This is a genomic window from Cronobacter turicensis (assembly GCF_041222865.1).
GTDB lineage: Bacteria > Pseudomonadota > Gammaproteobacteria > Enterobacterales > Enterobacteriaceae > Cronobacter > Cronobacter turicensis.
The window spans coordinates 1486557-1512538 of the sequence record NZ_CP165997.1 but is presented as its reverse complement, the minus strand read 5'-3'; the positions used below and the strand labels follow the sequence as shown (position 1 = coordinate 1512538).

At 57.6% G+C, this 25982-nt stretch carries 21 protein-coding genes; 2 read left to right on the top strand and 19 right to left on the bottom strand.

Annotated elements, in window-relative coordinates; all coding sequences use genetic code 11:
- Positions 1–16: 16 nt before the first annotated feature.
- The 15 genes from cpsG to AB8W27_RS07140 form a co-directional block, all read right to left on the bottom strand.
- The gene (gene cpsG, locus AB8W27_RS07210) at positions 17–1387 is read right to left on the bottom strand and encodes a colanic acid biosynthesis phosphomannomutase CpsG (protein ID WP_015741785.1); all 1371 of its coding nucleotides are present in this window, start codon (positions 1385–1387) and stop codon (positions 17–19) included.
- A gap of 56 nt (positions 1388–1443) precedes the next feature.
- Positions 1444–2886, bottom strand: coding sequence for a mannose-1-phosphate guanyltransferase (cpsB, locus tag AB8W27_RS07205; protein ID WP_015741786.1), 1443 nt, complete (start codon positions 2884–2886; stop codon positions 1444–1446).
- Between the two features lie 3 nt (positions 2887–2889).
- Positions 2890–4113, bottom strand: coding sequence for a colanic acid biosynthesis fucosyltransferase WcaI (wcaI, locus tag AB8W27_RS07200; protein ID WP_015741787.1), 1224 nt, complete (start codon positions 4111–4113; stop codon positions 2890–2892).
- Complete coding sequence (locus tag AB8W27_RS07195) at positions 4110–4589, bottom strand: GDP-mannose mannosyl hydrolase (RefSeq protein WP_015741788.1); 480 nt, start codon at positions 4587–4589, stop codon at positions 4110–4112. Before AB8W27_RS07195 ends, wcaI begins: the two co-directional genes overlap by 4 nt.
- Before the next feature lie 2 nt (positions 4590–4591).
- Positions 4592–5557 (bottom strand): GDP-L-fucose synthase, encoded by a 966-nt coding sequence (locus tag AB8W27_RS07190; protein ID WP_007769033.1) that lies wholly within the window; start codon positions 5555–5557, stop codon positions 4592–4594.
- A gap of 2 nt (positions 5558–5559) precedes the next feature.
- Positions 5560–6681, bottom strand: coding sequence for a GDP-mannose 4,6-dehydratase (gene gmd, locus AB8W27_RS07185; protein ID WP_015741790.1), 1122 nt, complete (start codon positions 6679–6681; stop codon positions 5560–5562).
- Between the two features lie 133 nt (positions 6682–6814).
- A complete protein-coding gene (gene wcaF / locus AB8W27_RS07180; protein ID WP_007769029.1) occupies positions 6815–7363 on the bottom strand; it encodes a colanic acid biosynthesis acetyltransferase WcaF in 549 nt (182 codons plus the stop codon).
- A 22-nt stretch (positions 7364–7385) separates the two neighbouring features.
- Entirely contained in the window at positions 7386–8138 is a 753-nt protein-coding gene (gene wcaE / locus AB8W27_RS07175; RefSeq protein WP_015741791.1) for a colanic acid biosynthesis glycosyltransferase WcaE, read from the bottom strand.
- A 14-nt stretch (positions 8139–8152) separates the two neighbouring features.
- The gene (gene wcaD, locus AB8W27_RS07170) at positions 8153–9373 is read right to left on the bottom strand and encodes a colanic acid polymerase WcaD (protein WP_007769024.1); all 1221 of its coding nucleotides are present in this window, start codon (positions 9371–9373) and stop codon (positions 8153–8155) included.
- Positions 9348–10565 (bottom strand): colanic acid biosynthesis glycosyltransferase WcaC, encoded by a 1218-nt coding sequence (wcaC, locus tag AB8W27_RS07165; protein ID WP_015741793.1) that lies wholly within the window; start codon positions 10563–10565, stop codon positions 9348–9350. The genes wcaD and wcaC overlap by 26 nt, the downstream gene beginning before the upstream one ends.
- Positions 10562–11050 carry a colanic acid biosynthesis acetyltransferase WcaB gene (gene wcaB / locus AB8W27_RS07160; RefSeq protein ID WP_085958889.1) on the bottom strand — a complete coding sequence of 163 codons (489 nt, stop codon included), beginning with the start codon at positions 11048–11050 and terminating at the stop codon, positions 10562–10564. Before wcaB ends, wcaC begins: the two co-directional genes overlap by 4 nt.
- Positions 11051–11052: 2 nt before the next feature.
- Complete coding sequence (gene wcaA / locus AB8W27_RS07155) at positions 11053–11898, bottom strand: colanic acid biosynthesis glycosyltransferase WcaA (protein WP_007699479.1); 846 nt, start codon at positions 11896–11898, stop codon at positions 11053–11055.
- Positions 11899–12086: 188 nt separating this feature from the next.
- A complete protein-coding gene (wzc, locus tag AB8W27_RS07150) occupies positions 12087–14249 on the bottom strand; it encodes a tyrosine-protein kinase Wzc (RefSeq protein ID WP_041923728.1) in 2163 nt (720 codons plus the stop codon).
- A gap of 2 nt (positions 14250–14251) precedes the next feature.
- On the bottom strand, positions 14252–14695 hold the full coding sequence (gene wzb, locus AB8W27_RS07145) for a low molecular weight protein-tyrosine-phosphatase Wzb (protein WP_015741795.1): 444 nt from the start codon (positions 14693–14695) through the stop codon (positions 14252–14254).
- Between the two features lie 5 nt (positions 14696–14700).
- Positions 14701–15840 (bottom strand): polysaccharide export protein, encoded by a 1140-nt coding sequence (locus tag AB8W27_RS07140; RefSeq protein ID WP_015741796.1) that lies wholly within the window; start codon positions 15838–15840, stop codon positions 14701–14703.
- A gap of 732 nt (positions 15841–16572) precedes the next feature.
- On the opposite strand from AB8W27_RS07140, the gene AB8W27_RS07135 reads away from it, so the two are divergent.
- Positions 16573–18162, top strand: a complete 1590-nt coding sequence (locus AB8W27_RS07135; RefSeq protein ID WP_015741797.1) for a TerC family protein — start codon at positions 16573–16575, stop codon at positions 18160–18162.
- A gap of 48 nt (positions 18163–18210) precedes the next feature.
- On the opposite strand, the gene asmA is transcribed toward AB8W27_RS07135, so the two are convergent.
- The 3 genes from asmA to udk form a co-directional block, all read right to left on the bottom strand.
- Positions 18211–20052, bottom strand: coding sequence for an outer membrane assembly protein AsmA (gene asmA, locus AB8W27_RS07130; protein WP_015741798.1), 1842 nt, complete (start codon positions 20050–20052; stop codon positions 18211–18213).
- Positions 20053–20082: 30 nt separating this feature from the next.
- Entirely contained in the window at positions 20083–20664 is a 582-nt protein-coding gene (gene dcd, locus AB8W27_RS07125; RefSeq protein ID WP_007699522.1) for a dCTP deaminase, read from the bottom strand.
- Between the two features lie 83 nt (positions 20665–20747).
- Entirely contained in the window at positions 20748–21389 is a 642-nt protein-coding gene (gene udk, locus AB8W27_RS07120) for a uridine kinase (RefSeq protein ID WP_004386755.1), read from the bottom strand.
- 300 nt (positions 21390–21689) lie between these two features.
- On the opposite strand from udk, the gene AB8W27_RS07115 reads away from it, so the two are divergent.
- A complete protein-coding gene (locus AB8W27_RS07115; protein ID WP_081469652.1) occupies positions 21690–25079 on the top strand; it encodes a diguanylate cyclase in 3390 nt (1129 codons plus the stop codon).
- Here AB8W27_RS07115 and alkA read toward each other — a convergent pair.
- The gene (gene alkA, locus AB8W27_RS07110) at positions 25069–25917 is read right to left on the bottom strand and encodes a DNA-3-methyladenine glycosylase 2 (protein ID WP_041923729.1); all 849 of its coding nucleotides are present in this window, start codon (positions 25915–25917) and stop codon (positions 25069–25071) included. The two genes, AB8W27_RS07115 and alkA, sit on opposite strands and share 11 nt — an antisense overlap.
- Positions 25918–25982 lie beyond the last annotated feature (65 nt).

The following is a 25982-nucleotide window of genomic DNA, read 5'->3' as shown; positions in this document are numbered from 1 at the left end:
AGACGGCCGCGCCGTTTTACTGATTCAGCAGCGCAAGGATTTCCTGGGTTTTCGCCTGCATCAGTTCCGTATCCGCACGCGACTCCACGTTAAGGCGCACTACCGGCTCGGTGTTGGACGAGCGCAGGTTAAAGCGCCACTCGCCAAACTCCATGCTGATGCCGTCGGTGCGGTCAATGCTGTCCGCCTGCGGCGCGAAGTGATCTTCAACGCGCTTAATCGCGACAGCCGGCTGCGCCAGTTTGCTGTTGATTTCGCCGCTCGCCGGGAACGCCGCCATGCGGTCGCGCACCAGCTCGCCCAGAGACTGGCCTTTCAGACACAGCAGCTCGGTCACCAGCAGCCACGGGATCATGCCGCTGTCGCAGTAGGCGAAATCGCGGAAGTAGTGATGCGCGCTCATTTCGCCGCCATAAATGGCGTCTTCCTGGCGCATACGCTCTTTGATAAACGCATGACCGGTTTTCGACATCACCGGCGTGCCGCCCGCGCCCTGCACCACGTCAACGGTGTTCCAGGACAGACGCGGATCGTGAATGATTTTCGCGCCGGGGTGCTTTTCGAGGAACGCTTCGGCCAGCAGACCGACAATGTAGTAGCCCTCGATAAACTGCCCGGTTTCGTCGAACAGGAAGCAGCGGTCGAAATCGCCGTCAAACGCGATGCCCATATCCGCGCCATGTTCGATAACCGCGTTGCGGGTGTCGTCTCGGCACTCCGGCAGCAGCGGGTTAGGGATACCGTTCGGGAAGTTGCCGTCCGGATTGTTATGCACCTTAATGAACTGCACCGGCACATTCAGCGCCTTAAAGCGCGCTTCGATGGCGTCCACCACCGGGCCCGCGGCGCCGTTGCCGGAGTTAATGACAAGCTTCAGCGGCGTGAGGTTTTTCACGTCGATGTAGCCCAGCAGATGGTCGATATACGCGTCGCGCAGGTCGATTGTTTTGTAGCTGCCGCGGGCGGCTTCATTCACCGGCGGGAAGTCGTTCGCTTCGGCAAGACGCTGCACGTCGCGCAGACCGGTATCGCCGCTAATCGGGCGCGCGCCTTCGCGGACCAGCTTCATACCGTTGTAATCCATCGGGTTGTGGCTCGCGGTCACTTCGATGCCGCCGTCCACGCCCAGATGGAACGTCGCGAAGTAGATCTCTTCGGTGCCGGAAAGGCCGATATCCAGCACGTCGACGCCCGCGTCCTGCAGCCCTTTCGCCAGCGCCAGCTTCAGCGCTTCGCTGGTCAGACGCACATCGCCGCCCAGCACGATAGTTTTCGGTTTCAGGAACTCGCCATACGCGCGGCCGATGCGCCACGCGATATCTTCATTTAACTCTTCGCCCAGACGCCCACGAATGTCGTAGGCTTTGAAACACGTTAACTTTTCCATTTTTTATCTCTTGGGTTCTCTTTTTTGTCGGAAAAAATGCGCAGGATGCCGCCGGATCACACCCGGCCGTAACGGTCGGCGAAGCGAATCACATCGTCCTCTTCCAGATAAGTGCCGGAGCGCACTTCAATCAGGTCGAGCGGGATCTTGCCGGGGTTTTCCAGGCAGTGCGTCGCGCCCAGCGGGATGTAGACTGATTCGTTCTCGCCCACCAGCTTCACGTCGTCGTTGATGGTCACCTTCGCGGTGCCCGCCACCACAATCCAGTGCTCGGCGCGGTGATGGTGCATCTGCAGCGACAGCCCTTCGCCCGGCTTCACGGTGATGCGTTTCACCTGGTAACGTTCGCCCTGATCGATGGAGTCATATTTGCCCCACGGACGGTAAACTTCGCGGTGGATGTGATGCTCATGGCGGCCGTCGGCTTTGATTTTCTCGACCACTTTTTTCACGTCCTGGACGTGATTACGGTCGGCGATTAGCACCGCGTCTTTGGTCTGCACCACGACGAGATCTTTCACGCCGACGGTGGTCACAAGGCCGGACTCGGCATAGACGTAGCTGTTTTCGGTGTTGTGCGAAATCACATCGCCGTGATGCACGTTGCCTTCCGGCGAATGGTTGGAGATCTCCCAGAGCGAAGACCAGGAGCCGACATCGCTCCAGCCTGCGTCCATCGGCACCACCACCGCGTCGGCGGTTTTTTCCATCACCGCGTAGTCGATGGACTCTTCCGGGCAGGCCAGGAAGGCTTCTTCATCAACGCGGATAAAATCGAGGTCCGGGTCAACGGTGCTCATGGCTTTTTCGCAGGCGTCCAGGATATCCGGGCGGTATTTGGCGAGTTCTTCCAGGTAGCGACCGGCGCGGAACAGGAACATGCCGCTGTTCCAGTAATATTCGCCGCTATTGACGTAGGACTGCGCGGTTTCCAGATCCGGTTTTTCGACAAACTGCGCGACGCTGAAGGCGACGGCGTCGACCGCCACTTCCGGGTTAGAGACTTCGCCACGGCGGATGTAGCCGTAGCCGGTTTCCGGCAGGTTCGGCACGATGCCGAAGGTGACCAGCTTGCCGCTCTCGGCGAACGGCATCGCGGCGCGTACGGCATTGCGAAACGCGTCTTCATCCTGAATGATATGGTCAGCCGCCAGCACCAGCATCAGCGGATCGGTCTCCGGGCTGTTGCGTTTTGCCGCCAGCGCCGCCAGCGCGATAGCCGGCGCGGTGTTACGTCCGGCAGGCTCCAGAATGATGTTTTCGGTCAGCTTGTTGAGCTGGCGCAGCTGCTCGGCGACGATAAAGCGATGCTGTTCGTTACAGATAACCACCGGGCTTTCGCACTGCACGCCGTTTAAGCGGCAGACGGTGGTCTGAAGCATTGTCAGATCCCCTTTCAGACAGAGGAACTGTTTTGGGTAAAGCACGCGGGAAAGCGGCCACAGACGGCTGCCGGAGCCGCCTGCCATAATTACCGGAAAGAGTTTTGACTGACTCATGGCTTAACCCCGAATATCAGCGATAAATTGGCTTAACACGTTCTCTTTTTCGAGCGTGCGTTCGGCATATTCACGTGCCACCGTGTTGTCTTTGGGAAGCGCAAGCGCGCTGACGATCCCTTCTGCCAGCGCGTCAACCGACTCTGGCTCTACGCAGACGGCGATGCCTGGCTCCGCGATACAAAGCTGTCCAAGCTCGGTGTCATGCTCGGCGGTGATCACCGCGTTGCCGCCCACCGCCAGGATATTGGTGAGCTTCGACGGCAGTACCGCGTCGGCTGCGCCGCGCTTCTGAATCACCAGATGGCAATCCGCCATCTTGAGAAGCGCCGGGAGCGCTTCATAAGGTTGCAGCGGGAAGAACTTCACGTTCGTAAGCCCCCGCTCTGCGACCATCTTCTCAAGGCGCGCTTTACCGCCGCCCTGGCCGACAATCGCGAAAATCCACGGCTGGTCGGTAAACCGCGCCGCCACGTCAATGGCGCTCTCCAGCCCCTGTTTCTCCCCGATGTTGCCGGAGTAGAGGATGATTTTTTTATCCGCCGGCAGGCCAAGCTGGCTGCGCAGCGCCAGGACGTCCTCTGTCTTCACATCCCGGAACCGCGCCACTTCGGACCAGTTCGGGAAAAAGATCACGCGCTCCGGGGGAACCCCTTTTTCTTTGGCTTTGTTCATCATTGAGCGCGAAATGGTCGAGACGTTATCAACGTTATGCAGACCGCTACGCTCAAAGCGGCTGGCGAGACGGGCGATTTTGCCCCCCTTGCCGCGGCCCGCCATGCCAAGGCCAAGCATGGCGTCCACTTCGTAATCCTGAATGTGCAACAGCGTTTTCGCGCCGGAGAGCTTCGCCAGCAGGCGCATGCCCGGCGTGCAGAACAGCGTTGGCACGACGCCGATGATGCGATCCGGCTTCCAGCGACGCTGGGCCAGCAGCGGGAAGAATGAGCTCGCCGCAAAGCTGCCGAGATGGATCAGGCGTTTTAACGTGGAAGGTTGTTTCGGGACATAAAGCGGGCAGCGCCACACCGTGGCGGCGCCCTGCTCTTTGCGCCAGCGCCAGGAGGAGTAGTTCTCCCCCACTTTCCAGGCCGGGTAGTAAGGCGGTGCGGTAATCACCCGCACCTCATGGCCCTGACGGGCCATCCATTCCACCATCTCGCCGGTGTACTTACCGATACCGGTCAGCTCCGGCGAGTAGTTGATGCCGTAAACCAGGATTTTCATAAGCCCGGCACTCCGGCAAAACGTTCAGCCATGAAATAGGCGCGGCTGTTGTCGTGCACATCTTCACTCGCCACAATCGAGGAGGGCGACTGCCAGCGGTACGCTTCGTGCTGCTCTTTGGGCAGGTTGAGCGCATCCGCTTTTACGCGCAGCCGGAAACCCAGCACGATGTAATGCGTGGTGAAATCGGTCCCGGAGAAGTTGTCGTCATAGAAGTGCTGCCAGACGCCGTAAAACTCTCCCTCCGGCATCGTAAAGCGTTTGCCAAGCTCCGCCTGCGTCAGACGTTCAAACGCCTGCGCCAGCGGCTCATCTTTCTGAACCCGACCGCCTGGCACGAACCAGAAGCCCTGCGCCGGACGGTTGGTGCGATGTCCGAGCAGGAACTCCCCCTGCTCGTTCTCGACAATCAGATCGATGGAGATAAGCGGCGTGGAGCGCACCACGGTGGCAAAATCTTCCTGACTTAAAAACATCCTTACCCCCGGAAACGATGCTGGTTTTCAAGGAACCACTGGTAAGTGCTGGCAAGGCCCGCCTCCAGTGAAATCTCGTGATACCAGCCCAGTGAGTGCAGACGGGTGACGTCGAGCAGTTTGCGCGGCGTACCGTCCGGTTTAGAGGCGTCAAACACCACGCGGCCTTTGTAGCCCACCACTTTGGCGATGGTCTGCGCCAGCTCGCGGATAGTGCAATCCACCCCGGTGCCCACGTTGATGTGCGACAGCATCGGCTCGGTGTTTTCCTGCCACACCTCGCGGTCGAGCTCCATGACGTGAATGCTGGCGGCGGCCATGTCATCCACATGCAGGAATTCACGCATCGGCGTACCGCTGCCCCACACCACCACGTCGGCGGCGTTTTCCTGGGTCGCTTCATGGAAGCGGCGCAGCAGCGCCGGGATCACGTGCGAGTTACTGGGGTGGAAGTTGTCGTGCGGCCCGTACAGGTTCGTCGGCATCACCGAGCGGTAGTCGCGGTTATGCTGGCGGTTGTAAGACTCGCACAGCTTGATGCCCGCGATTTTGGCGATAGCGTACGGCTCGTTGGTCGGCTCCAGCGTGCCCTGTAACAGCTCGCTTTCCGCAATCGGCTGGTTCGCCAGTTTCGGATAGATGCACGACGATCCGAGGAACAACAGCTTGTTCACGTTGTGCAGATGCGCCGCGTGAATGATGTTGCTCTCAATCATCATATTTTCGTAGATGAAGTCCGCCGGGTAGGTGTTGTTGGCGACAATGCCGCCCACCTTCGCCGCCGCCAGGTAAACCTGATCCAGCGCGGCGTCCGCGAAGAACGCGTTCACTGCCGCGCTGTCCAGCAGGTTCAGCTCGTCGCGCCCTTTGAGCACCAGCTCGACATCGTCGCGCTGCTCAAGCTGGCGAACGATGGCCGACCCCACCATCCCGCGGTGGCCGGCCACAAAAATACGTTGCTTTTTCATGCTCAGGACTCCAGCGCGATGGCAACCTCGTAGCCGTGAGATTTCAGCAGCGAGTGTTTCTTCGCGGCTTCGAGATCTTTCGCGACCATTTCAGAGACCATTTCCTGCAGGGTGATTTCCGGTTTCCAGCCCAGTTTTTCGTGTGCTTTGGTCGGGTCGCCCAGCAGGGTTTCCACTTCAGCAGGACGGAAGTAACGCGGGTCAACTTCAACGATAACGTCGCCCGGTTTCACGCCCGGCGCGTCATGGCCGGTCACGGAAACCACGATGCCTTTCTCTTCCACGCCTTTGCCTTCAAAGCGCAGTTTGATACCCAGCTGCGCGGCCGCCATTTCGACGAATTGACGCACGGAGTACTGCACGCCGGTCGCGATAACGAAATCTTCCGGCTGTTCCTGCTGCAGCATCATCCACTGCATTTTCACGTAGTCTTTGGCATGGCCCCAGTCACGCAGGGAGTCCATGTTGCCCAGGTGCAGGCAAGATTCCAGACCCTGTGCGATGTTGGCGATAGCGCGGGTGATTTTGCGGGTGACGAAGGTTTCACCGCGGCGCGGGGATTCGTGGTTGAACAGAATGCCGTTGCACGCGTACATGCCGTAGGATTCACGGTAGTTTACGGTGATCCAGTAAGCGTACAGTTTCGCGACCGCATACGGAGAACGCGGGTAGAACGGGGTGGTTTCTTTCTGCGGGATTTCCTGCACCAGGCCATATAGCTCAGAGGTGGATGCCTGATAGAAACGGGTTTTCTTTTCCAGACCCAGGAAGCGGATAGCTTCCAGCAGGCGCAGAGTGCCCATGGCATCTACGTCTGCGGTGTATTCCGGGGATTCGAAGGAGACCGCTACGTGGCTCATCGCGCCCAGGTTGTACACTTCGTCCGGCTGCACTTCCTGCAGGATACGGGTCAGGTTGGAGGTATCGGTCAGGTCGCCATAGTGCAGGTGGAATTTCGGGTTGGTGCTGTGCGGATCCTGGTAGATATGGTCAACGCGCTCGGTATTGAAGGAAGACGCGCGGCGTTTGATACCGTGGACTTCATAACCTTTCTCAAGCAGAAACTCAGCCAGATAGGAGCCATCTTGTCCGGTTACGCCGGTAATGAGAGCAACTTTACTCATAATTTGTTTTTCCTCTGTTTAAATCGGACTTTGCCTGGCTCACCAGGCCGTTTATTAATTCAGGGATCAGTGTCCTGCTCCCCTTTCCCAAACCCTCTCGGCTTGAGAGGGGAAATCGATGTGGCGCAAAGGGTTACTGCCCCTCCACCCGGTCGCGAACGATCTGCGCCGGATTGCCACGACAAATTTTGTTCGCCGGCAGCGTCTTAAAGACGCTGCTGCGCGCGCCGACCACCGTGCCTGCGCCGATGGTGACACCAGGCGCGACAAACACATCCGTCGCAAGCCAGGCCTTCTCGCCAATCACAATCGGCTCGGCGGTAATATCAAAATGCGGACTCATGTAGTCGTGGCTGCCGGTGCACAGGTAGCATTTCTGCGATACCACGGCGTTCGCGCCGATGGTGATATCCCCGAGCGTATAGAGCACCGCGTCATCCCCGACCCAGGCGTAATCACCGATGGTTAATTTCCACGGGTAGGTAATTTGCACCGAAGGGCGAATCACCACGCCTTTGCCAATTCGCGCGCCAAATAACCGTAATAAAAAGGCGCGCCAGCGATATAATATTTGCGGAGACCAGGCAAACAGCGTCGCCTGAACCGCCCACCACAGTTGAACCTTAATAGGGTGCCCGCCCCGGAAGCCTTTCGGCACCGAGAATCCGCTTAAATCTTGCATATGCTTTCCTTATGGCCAGGCTTTATGCTTTGTTATACAGCGCCTTAGCTTTTCCGGTCGTACGCATGCGTAATAAATAAGAAAGTTCTGTTAATATTCCAGGAACCCGCAATATGTTGCGTTGCACTTTTTTAGCGTCCTGACATAATTCCAGATTATTCGAGGTTGACACGCCACCCATTGAGAATTCTGACACCAGCCCTTTCAGCTTTTTAAAGCCGTAGCCGGATTTATACATTTTGGCGGTTAACGCGTAATCGGATGAGACTTTATATTGCAGATCGTAGGGGTACTTTTTAAGCCCGGAAACCGGGAAGAAAATCGCCTGATGGCTGGCAGGCAGGCTGTGGTAAATATACCAGCCGCTTTTCGCGTTGCGGCGCATTTTATTGCCGTCGCCGAAATCGAGCAGCGCATCGCCAATATACATCGCGTTTTCATTTTCCGGCGCAGCGGCCAGCTGGCGCGCCACGTCGGCTACGCCTGGATGAAATACGTCGCCGGAATTCAGAAAAATCGCAAAGCGGCCGTTGGCCATTTCGATGCCTTTATTCATCGCATCGTAAATGCCGTGGTCTTTTTCGCTGACGAAACGCAGGTTGTACTGACCGTTGAGATCTTCCAGGAACTGCGCGGTGCCGTCGTTAGAGCCGCCGTCCACCACAATCCATTCGAACTCGATTTCAGGCGCCTGCGCAAGATGGGCCAGGGACTGCCAGGTCTTCACCACCCCTTCATAATTGCGCCAGGCGACAGTAATTACACTTAAAAGCATCCGGGCCTACCTCATCAGGAATCTGTAATGTTTAACGCTTTACGCAGAATAAACGGACAAACAATTAAGAACGCATATTCCGGGCTAAAAATCGAACCGGTAAAAAACAGGGATACAGGTGTAAATAACCACAGCTGTACACGAAAATTCTGATTATTACCAAATGCGTTAATCATCATTTTCCCGACCCTGAACATATACCAGCCGGTGAGTAACACTGCGAACCATGAAAAATAAATGATTAGCAGGTAGAGCCCATTGTCTATTGTTTTTCCGACGTCCGCACCGTTAAAAATTCCGAATGATGCGACATATTCGTAAAGCGAACCAAAACGCACTACACCATCGATATTCGTCAGCGAATATCCCACCATCACCAGCGGTCCGATGATGCGATAATAGGATGACGAACCCTCTGTGCCTAAATCACCGATACGCTCCGCGATATACGGGAAGGCGAACACTACGCCTACGATAAACACAGCCAGGGAAACAATTGCCAGCGGCAACTTTTTACGAATCGCGTTTTTATTAAGATACTGAAACGCCCACTCCAGCAAATAAAACAGGATAAATGTCATCACGCCCGAAAACGAACCCGATAAGACTATCCCTAAAAGAATCATACCATCGGTTTTTGGGGTTTTGATACCAAACTGTTTGATGCTGAGCCAAATTGAGATTAACGCCAGAGCGAAGAACGCCGGCTCGAAATACATCGCCGTGGTGCGCCTGCCGCCAAACTTAATGAAATTGAGTACATAGCTGTTGCTGTAGATGAGAAACTTCGAGATGGTTTCCATCAGACTACTGCCGCCGGAGAGGATAATCTGCGCCATCTCCAGCGCCGCCAGCGTAACGATAAAGCCCACCACCAGGTAAAACAGCCGCAGAATTTTGCGGTAGTTACGCGGCGAGATGGTCTTGAAGCGAATGCTCCAGGTCATCCCGATGATGATAACCGTATACAGAAACAGCATCGTCGACGTGACATATTTACTGGCGTCGAGCGATTTACCGAACAGGTAGTTGAACATCGTCAGACCGGCGCCGAGTCCCAGCGCGATCATCAGCTTCTTCAGGTTAATCTTGTCCACGAACAGCAGCAGCAGCACCGGCAAAAACGTCACAATCGTAATCGGGAAACTCTCGCCGAGCTGCGCCAGTTTGACGTTCACCACCAGATAGATGAACGGCAGCAGCAGATAGCTACAGACTCTGATAGAACGAGACATATTCCTCCAGCATCTGTTGGCCGCTGTACGCTTCCCGGCTACGCGCCCGGAAGGCTTCAAGCGTGGTGCCGAAAACCGCTTCGGCGATCTGCGCTTTACCGCGCTGCGCCAGCAGCAGCACGTCATTGTCATCGACCGTTTTACCGCCCGACTTGTTCAGCACTTCCTGCGCCGCCTCGCTATGGGTGGCGATAACCGGCACGCCGATGGAAAGCGCTTCGCACAGAATCAGCGGGTAGTTATCGACGCGCGACGTAAACAGCAGCGCGTCCATCTGATTCAGTTCATTCATCAGTTTACGTTTGTCGGTCAAAAAGCCGTGGTTGACCACGTTGGCGCCTTCAAACGGCGAGAATTTGCCGAAGGTGTGCACTTCCACTTTATCGCCGAGCGCCACCAGATCGCGCACCAGACGCTGATTGGTTTTACCGTCGTAACGTAAATCGTGGGCCACAACGGCGATTTTTGGCGCGCCCGCGCCCGGCGGCATCAGCGGCAGTTCGGCGAGAATGGCCTCCGTCGCCACGTCGATGCCGTTGTTGATGATTTTGCAGCGCCCTGCCCCGTAGAGGCTGTTAAAGGCGTCGGCCACGTGCTGGCTTGGCGAAATAAAATGGCAGCCGAGCGCCAGCATGTCGCGAAAGCGCTGACGTTTGTTGTCGACCAAGCTGTGCGCGCGGTCGACTTTGACCGGCGGATAGTTATCCAGCGTCGGGCATTTCTGGCAGCCGCTTTTCCAGCCTTCGCAGCCGTCGAGAAAGGCGCAGCGGCCGGTGACGCTCCAGTGATCGTGCAGCGTCCAGACGAAAGTGACATCGCGCTTGTGCGCTTTCAGCTTCTGGCAGAACGCCACCACCTTATCGAGATTCAGCCAGTAGCTGTGCAATACATGAAAGTGCAGCACCACCGGCCCGTCGATGCGCGTTACGCGACGGTAGAGGCTGTCGAGCGAGCCAAAGAGATCCTGGTTTACGAAGCGGAACAGCGCGATATTGGCGATCGAGGTCAGTCGCGGCGTATGTTTTTCCACCTCCGGGAAATTATCGTGACTGACGCTTTTTTTACCGCCCTTGCCGTAGCCGTAAATAAAACGGGAACGCATCCCTTTTTGCAGGGCGCGCTGATGAAGATCCAGCGCTACGCCTGCCGCGCCGCCTTCTGCGAGGCGGACATTAAATTGTAATATGTTCATTTAATTACCTTCACCCGCGCTTTTTCGCCGACGACCAGCGCATTATCCGGCACGCTGTCCAGCACCACGCTGCCCGCGCCTATCGTGACGTTATTGCCAATGGTGATATCGCCAATGATCACCACGTTCGCCCCGAGCTCCACGCCGTTGCCGATAACCGGACAGGCGAGGCTTTCCGCGCCGCGGTTGCCGATGGTGACGCCGTGGCGAATGGTGAAATCATCGCCCGCCACCACGTTTTTATTGATAACGACGGCATAACCGTGGTGAATGGTGAAACGGCGGCCAATGGTGGCGGCGGCCTGAATTTCATACCCGAAAAAACATTCGGTAAAGAAGCGGTAGAGCAGCAGCACCGGCGCCGCCCACAGGTTGTTAAGCACGTTTTTTTTGCGCCACACCGAGCAGAAGTGCGCGATGCGATAGGCGACCACCATGCAGCAGGGGCGCAGGTTCCATGAATTCGCGCGCAGATCCTCAAGCAGCATTATTTCCCCCGCAGGCTGTCAGCCAGACGTTTGGTATTACGCACCGACAAAAGCGTCAGCAGCGTGCGCCAGTTCATGCGTTTATTACGGATCTGATAGAGCGTAAACAGCTGATATTTTTTGCTGGCGCGGTCGAATTTATCTTTGTGTTTGCGGTAGAAGTGGAAATAACCGGCAAACTTTTTCGCCGATTTGGTTATCTGCATTTCACCGTGGTTGATATGCAGAATTTGCGTCGCGTCTTCCACTTTCCACGGCTCGCCATAGGTCACGACCATACGCAGGAACATGTCGTAGTCCTGCGCGGCGGCAAGCTCGTTATCAAACAGCGACTCTTTGAAACGCCACGCCCAGGTGAACACCTGGTTGCCGACGATGTTGCGCTTAAAGAACAGCTTCAGCGACCACGGCGATTTCGGGTAGAGCGGCAGGCTGGTCGGCTGCGAGTAGACCTGGCCTTCGCACAGATAGTCGTTGGCGTAGAGAAACGCGTGCTGATTAAGCTTCTCTTTGTGCGCCAGGAAAACGGACAACCGATTCGGCATCCATTCGTCGTCATCGTCGATGCCGGTAATGAAATCGCCCTTCGCCTGCAGAATGGCCTGGTTGCGCACCGCGCACGCGCCGGAGTTAAAATCATTGCGCGTGTAGCTGACGCGCGGATCGTTAAGCGCCAGAACGAAGTTTTGCAGCTGCTCCCAGTTGCTGGAGCAGTCGTCGACAATGATAAGTTCCCAGTTGTCGTAGTCCTGGCGCAGCACGGAATTGATCGCCCGGATAGCCAGTTGCTGGCGGTTCCACGTCGGCATGTAAACAGACACTAAGGGGCGCGCGGTGCTGGTCATTGTGGTTTCTCCGAATGCTTAATGGATGTTATGCACGTTGCCGCAAGGGCGTAGCCGTTTAAGGCTGCGCCGTGTTCATTGCCCTCACCCCCGCCCTCCTCCTCAGAAAAGAGGAAGAAAATAAGCCTGCCGTTGGGGTTGCTTACCCTCCCGCAGAGAGCGGGAGGGCGAGGTGGGGAGGGACGCCGTTACTTGTGGTCCGATTTGTACTCGTACTCGTAGTAGCCGTAGTCCTGGTAGCCGGAAGCGCGACGGAAGATGGAGTTAAGGATAACCCCCCGGACTTCAATGCCGTTCTGCTCGAAGCGGCTCAGGCTGGTCTGTACTTCTTTAAGCGTGTTGACCGCATAACGCGCGACCATCAGCGTGGTGCCGGCGTGGCGGCCGACGACGGCGGCATCGGTGACGGCCAGAATCGGCGGCGTATCGATAAGCACCATGTCGTAGTTCGCGCTCGCCCATTTCACCAGCTCCGCGAAGCGTTCGCTCATCAGCAGCTCAGACGGGTTCGGCGGCACCTGACCGCGCGGCACCAGGTCAAAGCCCGGCACAGAGGTTTTCTGCGCGCAGCGGCTGATATCGCCCTGCCCTGCCAGCACATCAGAGAGCCCGTTGACGTTGGTCGTGCCGAGCAGCTCATGGGTGTAGCCCTTACGCATATCGCAGTCGATCAGCAGCACGCGTTTGTGGGTCTGGCTAATCACCGCCGCCAGGTTGGCGCAGACAAACGTTTTACCGATAGACGGGCTCACGCCGGTCAGCATCAGGACGTTGTTCGGCGCCTGCATCATGGCGAAGTGCAGACTGGTGCGCAGGCTGCGGATAGCTTCGATGGCGAGATCCGTCGGGTTGCCTACCGCCAGCAGCTGGCTCTGTTTGAAGCGTTTAACCCCTTTGACGGTCTTCACGCTGTCGCGCGATTTCTGCCATTCAGAGAGCGGGATACTGGCGTAGACGTTGATTCCCGCCTCTTCCAGCGCCAGCGGGCTTTCGATACCGCGGTTAAACAGCGAGCGCAGCAGCACAATCACGATGGAGAGCAGCAGGCCGAGAATAATGCTGCCAAGCACGATCAGCGCTTTCTTCGGCTTCACAACACCCGGTTGAGTGATAGCCGGGTCGACGATACGCACATCGCCCACGGTGCTCGCCTCGGTGATTTTCAGCTCCTGCTGTTTGTTCAGCAGTTGCATGTACACCTGCTGGCCCGATTCCACATCACGGGTCAGACGGACGATCTCCTGCTGGGTTTTCGGCATCGCGGTGACGCGGTTATTCAGCTTCGCTTTTTCATCTTCCAGCGCCTGGCGTTTTTCCAGCAGCGTGCGGTACGCCGGGTGCGCTTTGGTGTAGAGCTTGGAGATTTCCGCCTCTTTGAACGTCAGCTCGTTGAGCTGAGCGTCAATGTTCACCATCGAGTCCAGCACCGCTTTGGCCTCCAGCGGCAGGTCGACAGAATCCTGCTGCTGGCGATACGCGTTGAGTTTGTTCTCGGCGATATCCAGATTCGAACGCACTTCCGGAAGCTGTTTGGCGAGGAACGCCAGGCTTTTGGCCGCTTCTTCCGATTTACGCTCGATATTCTGCTCAAGGTAATTACGGGTGATGCTGTTCAGGATATCGCGGATCTGATCGCGATCTTCGCCCATATACGTCAGGCTCAGCACGCCGGTGTCTTTACCCGTTTCGGTAACCGTCAGGTTGTTTTGCAGCTGATTGATCATGCCGAGCGTGGAGTATTTGGTGACGGTAAATTCACTGCCTTCCTGCGCGTGAATCTGGTCCACCATCATTTTCACACCGTCTTTGCTCAGCGGTTTACCCACTTCGCCGCGGGCGCTAAAACCGCCGCTGCTGGTAAGCTGATACTGTTTCGGGCCCAGCACCGCGACCGTGAACTCATCCTCCGCCATGCCTTTCGGCAGCTCGAAAGTGGTCACTTTAATCGTTTCGTCGGCGCGGCCCATCAGGCGTTCCCAGCCCGAACCAAACAGCGGGAACGTCTTTTTCTGAACGGCGATGTCGAGATCAAGATCGTCGACGGTTTTGCCGAGCACCAGACGGGACTGGATCAGCTGAATTTCCGCATCCGACGCGGGCGGCTTGTTTTGCAGCGCCGTGCTGATGTCCTGCACCAGGGAGTTGCCCTGATTCTGCTCGATTTGCACCAGCGCGTCGGCGCTGTAGATGGGAGTGGCGAACATGACATAAATCAGCGCGCCCAGCGCAAACAGCGCCGTAATGCCAAGCACCCACCAGCGTGCTTCCACCACAGTGCCCACCAGGCGTCCAATATCTATCTCGTCGCCGCCCTCCACCGGGGCGGCAGAATGTCTCACTTTATCAGTCATCGTTATCCCTGCTGCGTTTTCAGTGCCTGCGCCCACTGGCGGGCAGAGTGATCCAGAAGTGCGTAAACCGCCTCAAAGGCGTCCCGGCTCTTACGATACGGGTCGGGAATATCGCGCTGGTCGTCCCAGTGACCAAACAGCATCACTTTGCCGCGCATCTCCGGCGCCATGTCGCAAATCGAGGAGACATGACGCTTTTCCATGGCGAGGATTAAGTCGTACTCGCGGCACATCGCGCTGGTTAACTGGCGGGCCTCATGGCCCTCCAGAGAGAGGTCGTGCGCGGCCGCCACGCTCACCGCGCTGGCGTCTGCACCCTTCCCGACCAGCGCCCCAAGGCCTGCGGACGCGACCGTCACGTCCGGCAGATGGCGTTTAAGCAATCGCTCCGCGGTAGGGGAACGACAGATGTTCCCCACGCAAACCACAAGTATTTTGTTAAACATAGGCGTTACCACTTGTGAATGTCGTTTGCTGTATCCGTCATGTAACGGACGCCACTGATGGTCGGCAGCAACTGGTTGATAAGACGGTTCCAGCGCGCCACCGGTGCGGTGGTCACATAGACCACGTCATACGGTTGCAGACGGAATTCCGTCGCCATAATGAGCGAAGTCGCATCGGACATATCAAGCTGGTAAATGTTGGCAATCTTGCCGCCGCGCTGGGTGTCGCCGCGCAGAGGACGGATAACAAAGATGCCGCTCGCGTTAGACGTCGTCAGATCGATACCTTCGGCCTGGCCGAGCGCTTCGGTCAGCGTCATACCGCTGAAGTCCATTTTGAGCGTGCTCTGTTTCTTCACTTCGCCCATCACGAAGACTTTCAGATCGTCATTACGTGGAACGAATAAGATATCGCCCGGATAAAGCAGATGGTTCTGGCTCAGATCGCCGTTCTGCATCAGCGCCTGCAGGGAGATGCGGCGCTCCTGACCGTTATGGGTCAGCACGACGTTGCGCCAGTCAGCGGCGTCCGTCAGACCGCCTGCGGCGTTGATAGCATCCAGCACGGTCAGCGGCACGTTGGTGATGGCCTGCTGGCCCGATTTCGCCACCTGCCCTGAGATATAGGCTTTTTGCGAACGGAATGCGGCGATATTAACGTCCACCTGCGGGTCAGCGATGTACTGCGCTAAACGGCCGGTAATATCGCTGCGGATTTCAGCGAGGGTTTTGCCAACAACGTGGACCTTACCAATGTAGGGATAGAACATGGTGCCGTCCGGCTGCACCCAGTTACCGGTGTCGCTGGAGCTGCGGTACTGGCCCGCAGGCGTGGTGAGTTCCGGGTGATCCCAGACGGTAACGTTGAGTACATCGCCCGGCCCTACGCGATACTGGTAGTTGGCAATCTCCTGGTCGAGAGACATATTCGGCTGAGCCACGTTCGGACGAGGACGTAATTGTTCTACCAGTCGCGGCGTCAGCGGATATACGTTCACCATCCGGTCAAGATCAAAGTCTGCATCCTGTTGCTTGATCACGTCCTTTCCCATCGTAGACATATTGCTGCCGGGAAAAACAGTGCAACCGCTCATCAAGGTTACAGACACCAATAAAGGCATCAATTTCAGTCTGGATTTCATCATTGAATTTTTATCACTTTGGCAGAGTAATTATTCTGACCCTTTAAATAAGCCACCGTACCGCTTGTTCCTGCATCAAGAATGCGGCGTCAGGCGCCAGAATATAACTGGAATCATTCCTAAAAGTCGCTTATTTACCCATATACTATTGACAGAATAATTGAGGCTAATTGACAGACTTCAGGCACGCTACCGCCCTTGGCTTTCAGTTACCAATCTACTGCAAAAACAGACGGTTATATTGACACACCCCTGTGGAGCCTCTTCCAATTGGATTTATCTTATTGCAAGAGACGGTTCATTACGCTGGCGCACTGCTCATCCAGAACGCACAAAGAAAAATCCTTGTGTGCCGGTGGGAATAAGAAATGCTGAGTGGATTGTTGCAGCTAAAGTTTTGGCAGGCAAGTTAACGCATCGTTGCAAGGCTGTTTTTAAGAATAATATGAACAGCCCATTTTATTACTTTTAGGATTTTCTTCATGTTGACAGACAGGGGTGTATAAACTACGCAGACAATATAATTAAGATATATCCGGGTAATATTATTATTTCATTCTTTTTCATTATGACCAAAATATGGCATCTGGCTATTTATTAGCTTTTATTTGCCACATTTGGTTAATTTCCCGCCACTCTTCGCCGTTAAGATAATTCTGCCTCGCGTTGCAATTTAAGCGCGATTTATCCAGGATCATCAGACTGCTATTTATCTTAAAAGGTAACTGACCTCATATGGAATGGATTGCCGACCCCTCGATCTGGGCAGGTCTGGCCACGCTTATCGTGCTGGAGCTGGTGCTCGGAATCGACAACCTGGTGTTTATCGCCATCTTGGCTGAAAAACTGCCCCCCGCCCAGCGCGACCGCGCGCGCGTTACCGGCCTGATGCTGGCGATGGTGATGCGTCTCGGCCTGCTGGCCTCCGTCTCGTGGCTGGTGACCCTCACCACACCGCTGTTAACCATCAAAAGCTTCAGCTTCAGCGCCCGCGATTTAATCATGCTGCTGGGCGGCCTGTTCCTGCTGTTTAAAGCGACCGTGGAGCTTAACGAGCGGCTCGAAGGCAAAGACACGGAAAACCCGACGCAGCGGCGCGGCGCGAAATTCTGGGCCGTGGTGGCGCAGATTGTCATCCTCGATGCGGTCTTCTCGCTTGATTCGGTCATCACCGCGGTCGGCATGGTGGATCACCTGGCGGTCATGATGGCGGCGGTGATTATCGCCGTCTCCCTGATGCTGATGGCAAGCAAGGCGCTGACGCGCTTTGTGAATCATCACCCGACGATTGTTATCCTCTGTCTCAGCTTTCTGCTGATGATAGGCTTCAGCCTGATTGCCGACGGCTTCGGCTTCCATATTCCAAAAGGCTATCTCTACGCGGCCATTGGCTTTTCTATTATTATCGAGGCCCTCAACCAGCTCGCGATTTTCAACCGCCGCCGTTTTCTCTCCACCGCCAATCAGACGCTGCGCCAGCGCACCACGGAAGCCGTGATGCGGCTTATCAGCGGTAAGAAAGAAGACGCCGATCTCGACCCGCAGACGGCGTCGCTGCTCGCTGATTACGACAACCATCCCCTGTTCAATCCTCAGGAACAACGGATGATTGAACGCGTGCTGAACCTTAACCAGCGCACCGTCAATAGCATTATGACCTCCCGTCACGACGTCGAGCATATCGATATCAACGCGCCGGAGGCGCAGGTACGCGCCCTGCTTGAGCGCAATCAGCATACCCGCGTGGTTATCCGCAGTGACGAAGACGAGGACGCACTGCTCGGCGTGGTGCACATCATCGATTTGCTGCAACAGTCGCTGCGCGGCGAGCCGCTCGACCTGCGCGCGCTGGTGCGCCAGCCGCTGGTGTTCCCGGAAGGATTGCCGCTGTTAAAAGCGCTGGAGCAGTTTCGCAACGCCCGCACTCACTTTGCGTTTGTGGTCGACGAGTTTGGCTCGGTGGAGGGGGTGGTGACGCTGAGCGACGTGATGGAAACCATCGCCGGTAATCTGCCAAACGAAGTGGAAGAGATTGACGCGCGCCACGACATTCAGAAAAACGCCGACGGTAGCTGGACCGCCAACGGCCATATGCCGCTGGAAGACTTGATTCAGTATGTTCCGCTGCCGCTTGACGAGAAGCGGGAGTACCACACGCTCGCCGGACTGATGATGGAGTATCTGCAACGCATTCCGGGCGTGGGCGAAACGGTCCAGGTGGGACATTACCGGCTCACCACGCTTGCGGTGGAACACCATCGTATTCAGAAAGTGCGAATCACCTCGCAGGCTGTGCCGCAGGAAACACCGACCGCCGCGGCGTAACGCCATAAAAAAAGCGGCCGCCTGGGCCGCTTTTTCGTGTGGTGGTGTTCACAGTTTATCGAGCAATTTTTTCACATCCTGCGCGTCGTTGCTGCCTTTATGGCGCTCGCTCCAGTCGCTCAGCCGACGTTTGGCTTCATCCTGCAGATGCTTACGCAACAGCTGATCGACCTGCAAACTGTAGTTGAGCGCTTTCCACGGGCCGTAGACGCGCAGTGGCACTGGCGTGGCTTTAAGCCACTGCACCAGTTTATCGTCGCCTTTCCAGCCGTCGGTCACCTGCACTTTAAAGCGCGTGTCGCACTGCTCGCGCACCAGATCGAGCGTGCCCTCCCCGCGTAACGCCAGCAGTGAAGACTGCCCCTGCATCTCGTCAAGCGTCAGCTCGCCGTGATCCAGCGTCGCGTACGTGGTGAAGCTGTCGAGCGTGGTGGCGTTGTCGAAATCTTCACGCGCGCTCACCCCGCCGCCGCTGCGTTCTACCGCCTGCTGGATAAGCTGCTGGAAATTCAGCCCTTCCATGCGGCTGCCTTTGAGCGCAAGCGTCGCCTCGCCTTCCCAGTTTTCACGAAACGCCTGGGCGTCGATGCGATCGCCCTGAAACTTACCGTCAACGCTCATTTTGCCGGTCAGCGCGATAGGATAATTAAAGGCGCGCAGGATCTCGCCCACTTCAATATCTTTCGCGTTGACCGTAAAACGCGCGTCCGGGACATCATCGCGCGCGTCAAGCCTTCCCGGCAGCGACAGTTCGCCCGCGCCGAGTTTGCCGGTCAGCGCGCTAAGCGTCAGCAGCCCCGCCTGATTGCGCATCTGCGTGTTGACGTTGCTGAAGGTCAGCCCACGCCAGCGCACGCTGTCGGCCCGAATACGGGCGCTGGCGTTAAAACCACGCAGCCCCACATACGGCGCCTGGTCCACTTCAGCGGCAATCACCGGGCGCGGCAACGCGCTCTGCTGGCCCTGCTGGGCGACGGCGGTAGTGGTGGCCGGGTCCGGCGCGAGCAGTTTATCCAGATCCAGCGCGCTGAAATGCAGATCGAGATCCCAGGCCGGCGTGTCGCCAAGCGTCACGCTCCCCTGCCCGGCAAGCTGGCTGTCGTTGGCTTTCAGGTTAAGCGCGCTGAATTCCAGCCGCTTGTCGCCCTCAAGCCAGCGGGCCTGGAACGTGCCCTCGCCTGTGATGCCGTCACGGGGAAGATCGGCGCCGTGCAGTTGCCAGGAGAGCTGCGACACCGTGGCGCTCAGGGTTTGCGGATAGTCGGCGGCGTTCAGCGCGGCGGTGAGTGAGAGCGTCAGATCGCGCTGATCGCGGCTGATTTTGCCGCTCAGTTCAAGCTGCGCGTCGTGGTGCTCGTTCTGCTCCATTTGCAAATTGATGTTGCGAACAGTGACCTGCTCATCATCTTTATGCTGGAACACCAGCACGCTGTCGGCCACTTTAAGCCGGGCGATGTCGAACGACCAGCCGCGGGTATCTTCTACCAGCGGCGCGCTGCTTTTCGGTCCGACCGGCGCACCGGGTTCGTGCCGCGCCTCGCTCTGGGGCGTGAGCTGCACCACCGCGCCTTTCAGCATCACCTGACGCACAGAAAGCTGGTGCGAGAGCAGCGGAAACAGCGCCACATCCAGACGCATGTTATCGGCGCTGACCAGCGGCTGGCTGGCGCCGGGCGCGGTAAGGCTCATCCGTCCCGAGAGAATGCTAAGCTGCGGCCAGACGTGCCAGCGCAGCGGGCCATCCAGCTTCAGCTGATACCCGCTGCGCCGCTCGACCTGGCTTATCATGTAACTGCGAAAATCGTTGGGATTTACCAGCATCACCAGCGCGGAGAGACCGGCGAAAAACACCACCAGTAAGATCATCAGCGTGGTCAGAACTCGTCTCATGGCATCCTCTGCAGACCGGCCCGCGGGCGCTTAGTCTTTGTCTATACGGCTGGCGACAGCACCCTGCTGATCGCGATATTTCGCATCCTGACGGCGGTTGTACGGGCGCTCTGCCGGGCCGGAAAGCGGCTCGAAGCTCAGCGCGCCAATCAACATGCCAGGACGCAACGCCAGGGGCAACTTACCTGAATTATAGAACTCCAGCACAATACAGCCCTGCCAGCCCGGATCGATACGGTGCGCCGTGACGTGCACCATCAGCCCGAGCCGCGCCAGCGACGAACGGCCGTCAAGCCAGCCGACCAGATCCGCAGGCAGCGTGACGGACTCATAGGTCACCGCCAGCGCCAGCTCGCCCGGATGGAGGTAAAACGCCTCGCCGTCGTTCAGCACGATTTCGTCGCTCATGACGCGATCGAGCGCCGCGCTCACTTCATCTTTCGGGCCGCTTAAATCGATAAACGCGGCGGTATGGCCGCGGAAGGTGCGGAATTTATTGCCAAGACGCACATCCACCGTGGCGCCGTTAATGCGCTCCACCGGCGGACGCGGGGTAATCGCCAGTCGGCCTTCATCCAGCCAGGCTTCAATATCTCGGTCACAAAGACGCATTACACTCTCCTGATGTGTTCAGGCTTCCGGCAAACGCCGAAAGCCTGAGGGTAACTTCTGGAACGGTACACGCAAAACGCAGCTTATTCAAAGAACTGGCTGATTTTCGCCTTGAGAATATCGATAGCGATGCGGTTCTTGCCTCCGCGCGGCACGATGATGTCGGCGTACTGCTTGGAAGGATCGATAAATTGCAGGAACATCGGGCGCACCGTTTTCTGATACTGCGTCATCACAGAGTCCATAGAACGGCCGCGCTCGTTGACGTCACGCTTAATGCGGCGCATCAGGCAGATATCCAGCGGGGTATCGACGAAAATCGAGAAATTCATCTCTTCGCGCAGACGCGCGTCGGTGAGCAGCAGGATCCCTTCCAGAATAATCACCTTTTTCGGTTCGATATGCACCGTCTGCGCGGTACGGGTGTGCTCCACGTAGCTGTAAACCGGCAGCTCGATGGGTTTACCTGCTTTCAGCATTTGCAGGTGTTGAAACAGCAGGTTGTGATCCATCGCGTTCGGATGGTCATAGTTGGTTTTAACCCGCTCCTCCATGGACAGATGACTTTGATCCTTGTAATAGCTGTCTTCTGGAATAACACCAATGTGTTCATCACCGACCTGCTCACGCAGCTCCCGATAGAGGGTACTTGCGATAAGGCTTTTACCTGAAGCCGATGCGCCGGCGATGCCGATGATGACGCATTGATGGGACTTGTCAGTCATAAATTAGCGACCTGGTTTACATAATAAAGAGAAAAGGAAGGGTGACGCCGTCGCGTCAGACGCGGCAATTATAGGGATTTCACGAAATTGATACCAGTCGATGCTGCGATCGTGAGAATAAGTGCGCAAATTCTGTCGTCTGCGGCAGGTGAAAAGCGGTGTTTTTCGCCGTGTAAACAGGCATTAAGCGAGGCGCAGGCTCTCCGGCGCGCTTTTTATTATTCACCACAGTTAATTTATGAGCAGACGCCATAGGAATTGTAAATTGTTTGTACTAGCATAACCGAAACATTTTTCCTGATGCGTCCGGGTATTGCACCTGACGGCAATGCCTATGCGGATTATGTGGTAATGATTAAAAAAAAGAACAAGCAGGAGCTTGCGGCCACGCCGCATCCTCTGCTGCGCTTAGTAAGCCTGGGCTTACTGACCTACATTTTTACGCTCTTTTCGCTTGAGCTGACGCTATTCGACACGCTGCTGGCCCCGCTGTGGTTCCCGACCTCCATTATGATGGTGGCGTTCTTTCGTCACGCCCTGCGCCTGTGGGCGCCGATTGCGCTGGTCTGCGGCGCGGGCACGGTACTGGCGAGCCTGACGCTGTTCCCGGCCGCGCACCTTGAGATCTCTTATACCGCGATCAACATTGTTGAAGCGCTCGTGGGCGCAATCCTGTTGCGCAAACTGCTGCCCTGGTACAACCCCCTAAAAAATCTCAGCAACTGGATTCGGCTGGCGTTCGCCAGCGCCGTGGTGCCGCCGCTGGTGGGGGCATTGCTCCTGACGGCCATCAGCGATGTCCACATCACGCTGCGCCTGGCGCTGGTGTGGATCTTATCGGAAACCATCGGCGCGCTCGCGCTGGTGCCGCTCGGGCTGCTGTTTAAAGCGCGCTACCTGCTGCGTCATCGCAGCCCGCGCCTGCTGGCCGAAAGCCTGGCGACGCTCTGCGTCACGCTGCTGTGCAGCTGGCTGGCGCTGCACTATATGCCGTGGCCCTTCACCTTCGTGATTGTGCTGCTGATGTGGAGCGCCATCCGCCTGCCGCGGCTGGAGGCGTTCACGGTCTTTCTCGCCACCGTCATGATGGTCTCTTTTGTTATCGCCACTAACCCGACGCTTATCGATTTGCCGCACGAAGGCGTGGTAGTCAATGCGCCCTGGCTGCCCTTTTTAATGATCCTGCTGCCCGCTAACGTGATGACAATGGTGATGTACGCCTCCCGGGAAGAGCGCAAGCTCATTACCGAGAGCGAAACGCGCTTTCGCAACGCGATGGAATATTCCGCCATCGGCATGGCGCTGGTCTCGACAGAAGGCGCCTTCCTGCAGGTTAACAAAGCGCTCTGTACGTTTCTTGGCTATACGCCCGAGCAGCTCGCGAATATGAGCTTCCAGCAGATGACCTACCCGGAAGATCTGCATGCCGATATGGCGCAGGTCGAGAAGCTGCTGAACGGCGAGATGAATAACTACTCGATGGAGAAGCGCTACTACACCCGCGCGGGCGATGTGGTATGGGCGCTGCTGGCGGTCTCTATCGTGCGCCAGCGCGACGGCTCGCCGCTCTATTTTATCGCCCAGGTGGAGGACATTACCGATCTCAAGCGCACCGAATGGGTGAACAAACGCCTCATGGAGCGTATTACGCTCGCCAACGAAGCAGGCGGCATCGGCATCTGGGAGTGGGAACTTGGCACCGATGTGCTCGCCTGGGATCAGCGCATGTTTGAGCTTTACGAAGTGCCGCCGCACACGCGCCCGACCTATCAGCTCTGGAAATCGCGGTTGCTCAAAGAAGATGTCGCCCAGGCGGAAGCCACCATCCAGGAGGCGCTGCGCGCGCGCGTGCCGTTTAAGATGGAATATCGCATTCAGGTGAAAAACGGCGTGCGTCACATTCGCGCGCTGGCCAACCGCGTGCTGAATAAACAGGGCGAGGTGGAGCGGCTGCTCGGCGTGAACATGGACATGACCGAGGTGAAACAGCTTAACGAGGCGCTGTTCCAGGAGAAAGAGCGGCTGCATATCACGCTCGATTCTATCGGCGAAGCGGTGATTTGTACCGATATCGACATGAACGTCACTTTTATGAACCCGGTCGCCGAGAAAATGAGCGGCTGGCGTCAGGAAGAGGCTATTGGCCAGCCAATCCTCGCGATTCTGCGTATCACGTTTGGCGATAACGGCCCGCTGCTTAACGATATTCACAACGGCGAAGCCACGCAGGCCGGCACCGGCATTGAACAGGATGTGGTGCTGCACTGCCGCAGCGGCGGCAATTACGACATTCATTACACCATTACGCCGCTCAGCACGCTGGAAGGGGAAAATATCGGCTCGGTGCTGGTTATCCATGACGTTACCGAATCGCGCAAAATGCTGCGCCAGCTGAGCTACAGCGCCTCGCACGACGCCCTCACCCATCTCGCCAACCGCGTAAGCTTTGAAACCCATCTCAAGCGGCTGCTGCAAAGCGTCAGCGACAACCATCAGCGCCACGCGCTGGTTTATATCGATCTCGATCGTTTTAAAGCGGTGAACGATTCCGCCGGGCATGCGGCAGGCGACGCGCTGCTGCGGGAACTCGCGTCGCTGATGCTGGGGATGCTGCGCACGACTGACGTGCTGGCGCGCCTTGGCGGCGATGAATTTGGCCTGCTGCTGCCGGATTGCAGCCTGGAGAACGCCCGCACTATCTGCGAGCGCATCGTGGCGGCCATCAATGAATACCCGTTTGTCTGGGAGAGCCGTCTGCACCGCATCGGCGCCAGCGCGGGGATTACCCTTATCGAGGCGACAAATAACCAGGCGCAGGAAGTGATGTCGCAGGCGGATATCGCCTGTTACACCTCGAAGAACGCCGGGCGCGGCGTGGTGACGGTTTACGAACCGCACCAGCAGCAGCTTCATAATGGCCGCGGCACCCTGACCGCCCAGGAGCAGCAGCGCATGATAAGCGAACACCATCATGTGCTGATGGTGCGTCCAGTCGCCTCGCCGCGCGTGCCGGAAAGCGCCAGTTTCTGGCTGCTGTCGCTGCGCCTGTGGACCAGCGAAGGCGAAATGATAGAGGAGCGCAGCTTCCGCGCGGGGCTGACCGACCCGGAGCTGATACAGGCGCTGGACACCCGCATGATGACCGATTTCTTTCGCGATCACGCCGCAAATGTGGCGCGCAAAGGGGTCGGCGTGGCGCTGACGCTCTCCGGCGCGACGCTGTTAAACGCGCAGCGCCTTGATGCGTTGCTGGCGCAGCTTGCCGCCAGCCCGCTGCCGCCGCGCCTGCTGCATCTGATTATCAACAGCGAGGTGTTAATGCAGGATGCCGCGACGGCGCGCCGCCATCTGGCGCGTCTGCGTGAAGCGGGTTGCCGGGTCGTGCTGAGCCACATCGGCCGCGAGCTGGAAGTGTTTGAACATTTCTCTGCCGCCTGCGCCGATTACATCATGGTGGCAAGCGATCTGGTGACCGACGCCCATGCGAGCCTGATGGATGAAATGCTGCTGACGATTGTGATGGGCAATGCGCGCCGTCTCGGCCTGCAAACCATCGCCGGCCCCGCCGACCAGCAATCGTTGCTGGAAACGCTTGCCAACGTCGGCATCGATCTGGTTTACGGCGAAACGGTGGCCCAGACGCAGGCGCTAACCGCACGCCTCGCCACCAGCTATTTCGCTATTCACTAAGCGGCGTCTGCCAGTCCTGAGCGTACCAGATGTGTAAAAGCGCGTAGGTGCGCCACGGCTGCCAGCGCGCGGCATAGCGGCGGATCTGCGCGGGCGTCATCGGCGCGAAACGCTGCTTAATCAGATAGTCGTCCGGCAGAAAGATATCCGGCGCCTGCCAGCCGCGCATCGCGAAATAATTCGCCGTCCAGGGACCGATGCCCGGCAGTTGCGTCAGCGCTTTCACGCCTGCCGCCACATCCTCCGGGCAGGTGATCGGAAACCGCCCGGCCAGATGTTCATGGGCAAGCTGGATAAGCGCCCCCGCGCGCATCAGCGGCATCCCGAGCGCTTTGAGCGTCGCAGGCTCAGCGCCTGCCATCTCTTCAGGCGTCGGAAAGCGCCAGCCGGTTCCATCCTCAAGCGGCGCGCCCACCGCCTGCACCACTTTGCCGGTCAGCTTCGCCGCCATCGCCACGCTGACGAGCTGCCCGAGAATAGCGCGCACGCCCTGCTCAAACACATCCACCGAACCCGGTAACCGCAGCCCTGGCCTGCTGGCTGCGAGCGGCCCGAGCGTCTCCAGCATCGGCGTCGGGTCGAAATCCAGATCGAACAGCCGCGCCACACGCACCTGCACCGCTTCCGCCACCGGCAGCAGGCCGTCGCTCATGTCGAGCGTCAGCGTCGCGCGCGCCGGATGCGGCGTGACGCTAAACCAACCCTGATGCACGCCGATAGCCAGCGTGCGCCGGTAGCGGCTTTCGCTCACCTCTTCAATGCCCGCCACGGCACGATCGCTGAGAAAACGTAACATCCATGGCCAGTCGTAAGGCGGCTGATAGCGAAGCGTAAACATGGCGTCTCCTTTGTTGATGATTTCTAAAGCTTAATCGCTACGGCCTTTTTTTGCCTTGCGCGGTT

Excerpts from the sequence above, each read along its gene's own strand:
- wzb (WP_015741795.1), bottom strand. The coding sequence starts at position 14,695 with ATGTTTAACAAAATACTTGTGGTTTGCGTGGGGAACATCTGTCGTTCC.
- cpsG (WP_015741785.1), bottom strand. The coding sequence starts at position 1,387 with ATGGAAAAGTTAACGTGTTTCAAAGCCTACGACATTCGTGGGCGTCTG.
- wzc (WP_041923728.1), bottom strand. The coding sequence starts at position 14,249 with ATGACTGATAAAGTGAGACATTCTGCCGCCCCGGTGGAGGGCGGCGAC.
- AB8W27_RS07135 (WP_015741797.1), top strand. The coding sequence starts at position 16,573 with ATGGAATGGATTGCCGACCCCTCGATCTGGGCAGGTCTGGCCACGCTT.
- wcaC (WP_015741793.1), bottom strand. The coding sequence starts at position 10,565 with ATGAACATATTACAATTTAATGTCCGCCTCGCAGAAGGCGGCGCGGCA.
- AB8W27_RS07115 (WP_081469652.1), top strand. The coding sequence starts at position 21,690 with ATGCGTCCGGGTATTGCACCTGACGGCAATGCCTATGCGGATTATGTG.
- asmA (WP_015741798.1), bottom strand. The coding sequence starts at position 20,052 with ATGAGACGAGTTCTGACCACGCTGATGATCTTACTGGTGGTGTTTTTC.
- AB8W27_RS07190 (WP_007769033.1), bottom strand. The coding sequence starts at position 5,557 with ATGAAAAAGCAACGTATTTTTGTGGCCGGCCACCGCGGGATGGTGGGG.
- AB8W27_RS07140 (WP_015741796.1), bottom strand. The coding sequence starts at position 15,840 with ATGATGAAATCCAGACTGAAATTGATGCCTTTATTGGTGTCTGTAACC.
- wcaI (WP_015741787.1), bottom strand. The coding sequence starts at position 4,113 with ATGAAAATCCTGGTTTACGGCATCAACTACTCGCCGGAGCTGACCGGT.
- AB8W27_RS07195 (WP_015741788.1), bottom strand. The coding sequence starts at position 4,589 with ATGTTTTTAAGTCAGGAAGATTTTGCCACCGTGGTGCGCTCCACGCCG.
- alkA (WP_041923729.1), bottom strand. The coding sequence starts at position 25,917 with ATGTTTACGCTTCGCTATCAGCCGCCTTACGACTGGCCATGGATGTTA.
- wcaE (WP_015741791.1), bottom strand. The coding sequence starts at position 8,138 with ATGCTTTTAAGTGTAATTACTGTCGCCTGGCGCAATTATGAAGGGGTG.
- dcd (WP_007699522.1), bottom strand. The coding sequence starts at position 20,664 with ATGCGTCTTTGTGACCGAGATATTGAAGCCTGGCTGGATGAAGGCCGA.
- gmd (WP_015741790.1), bottom strand. The coding sequence starts at position 6,681 with ATGAGTAAAGTTGCTCTCATTACCGGCGTAACCGGACAAGATGGCTCC.
- wcaD (WP_007769024.1), bottom strand. The coding sequence starts at position 9,373 with ATGTCTCGTTCTATCAGAGTCTGTAGCTATCTGCTGCTGCCGTTCATC.
- udk (WP_004386755.1), bottom strand. The coding sequence starts at position 21,389 with ATGACTGACAAGTCCCATCAATGCGTCATCATCGGCATCGCCGGCGCA.
- wcaA (WP_007699479.1), bottom strand. The coding sequence starts at position 11,898 with ATGACCAGCACCGCGCGCCCCTTAGTGTCTGTTTACATGCCGACGTGG.
- wcaF (WP_007769029.1), bottom strand. The coding sequence starts at position 7,363 with ATGCAAGATTTAAGCGGATTCTCGGTGCCGAAAGGCTTCCGGGGCGGG.
- cpsB (WP_015741786.1), bottom strand. The coding sequence starts at position 2,886 with ATGAGTCAGTCAAAACTCTTTCCGGTAATTATGGCAGGCGGCTCCGGC.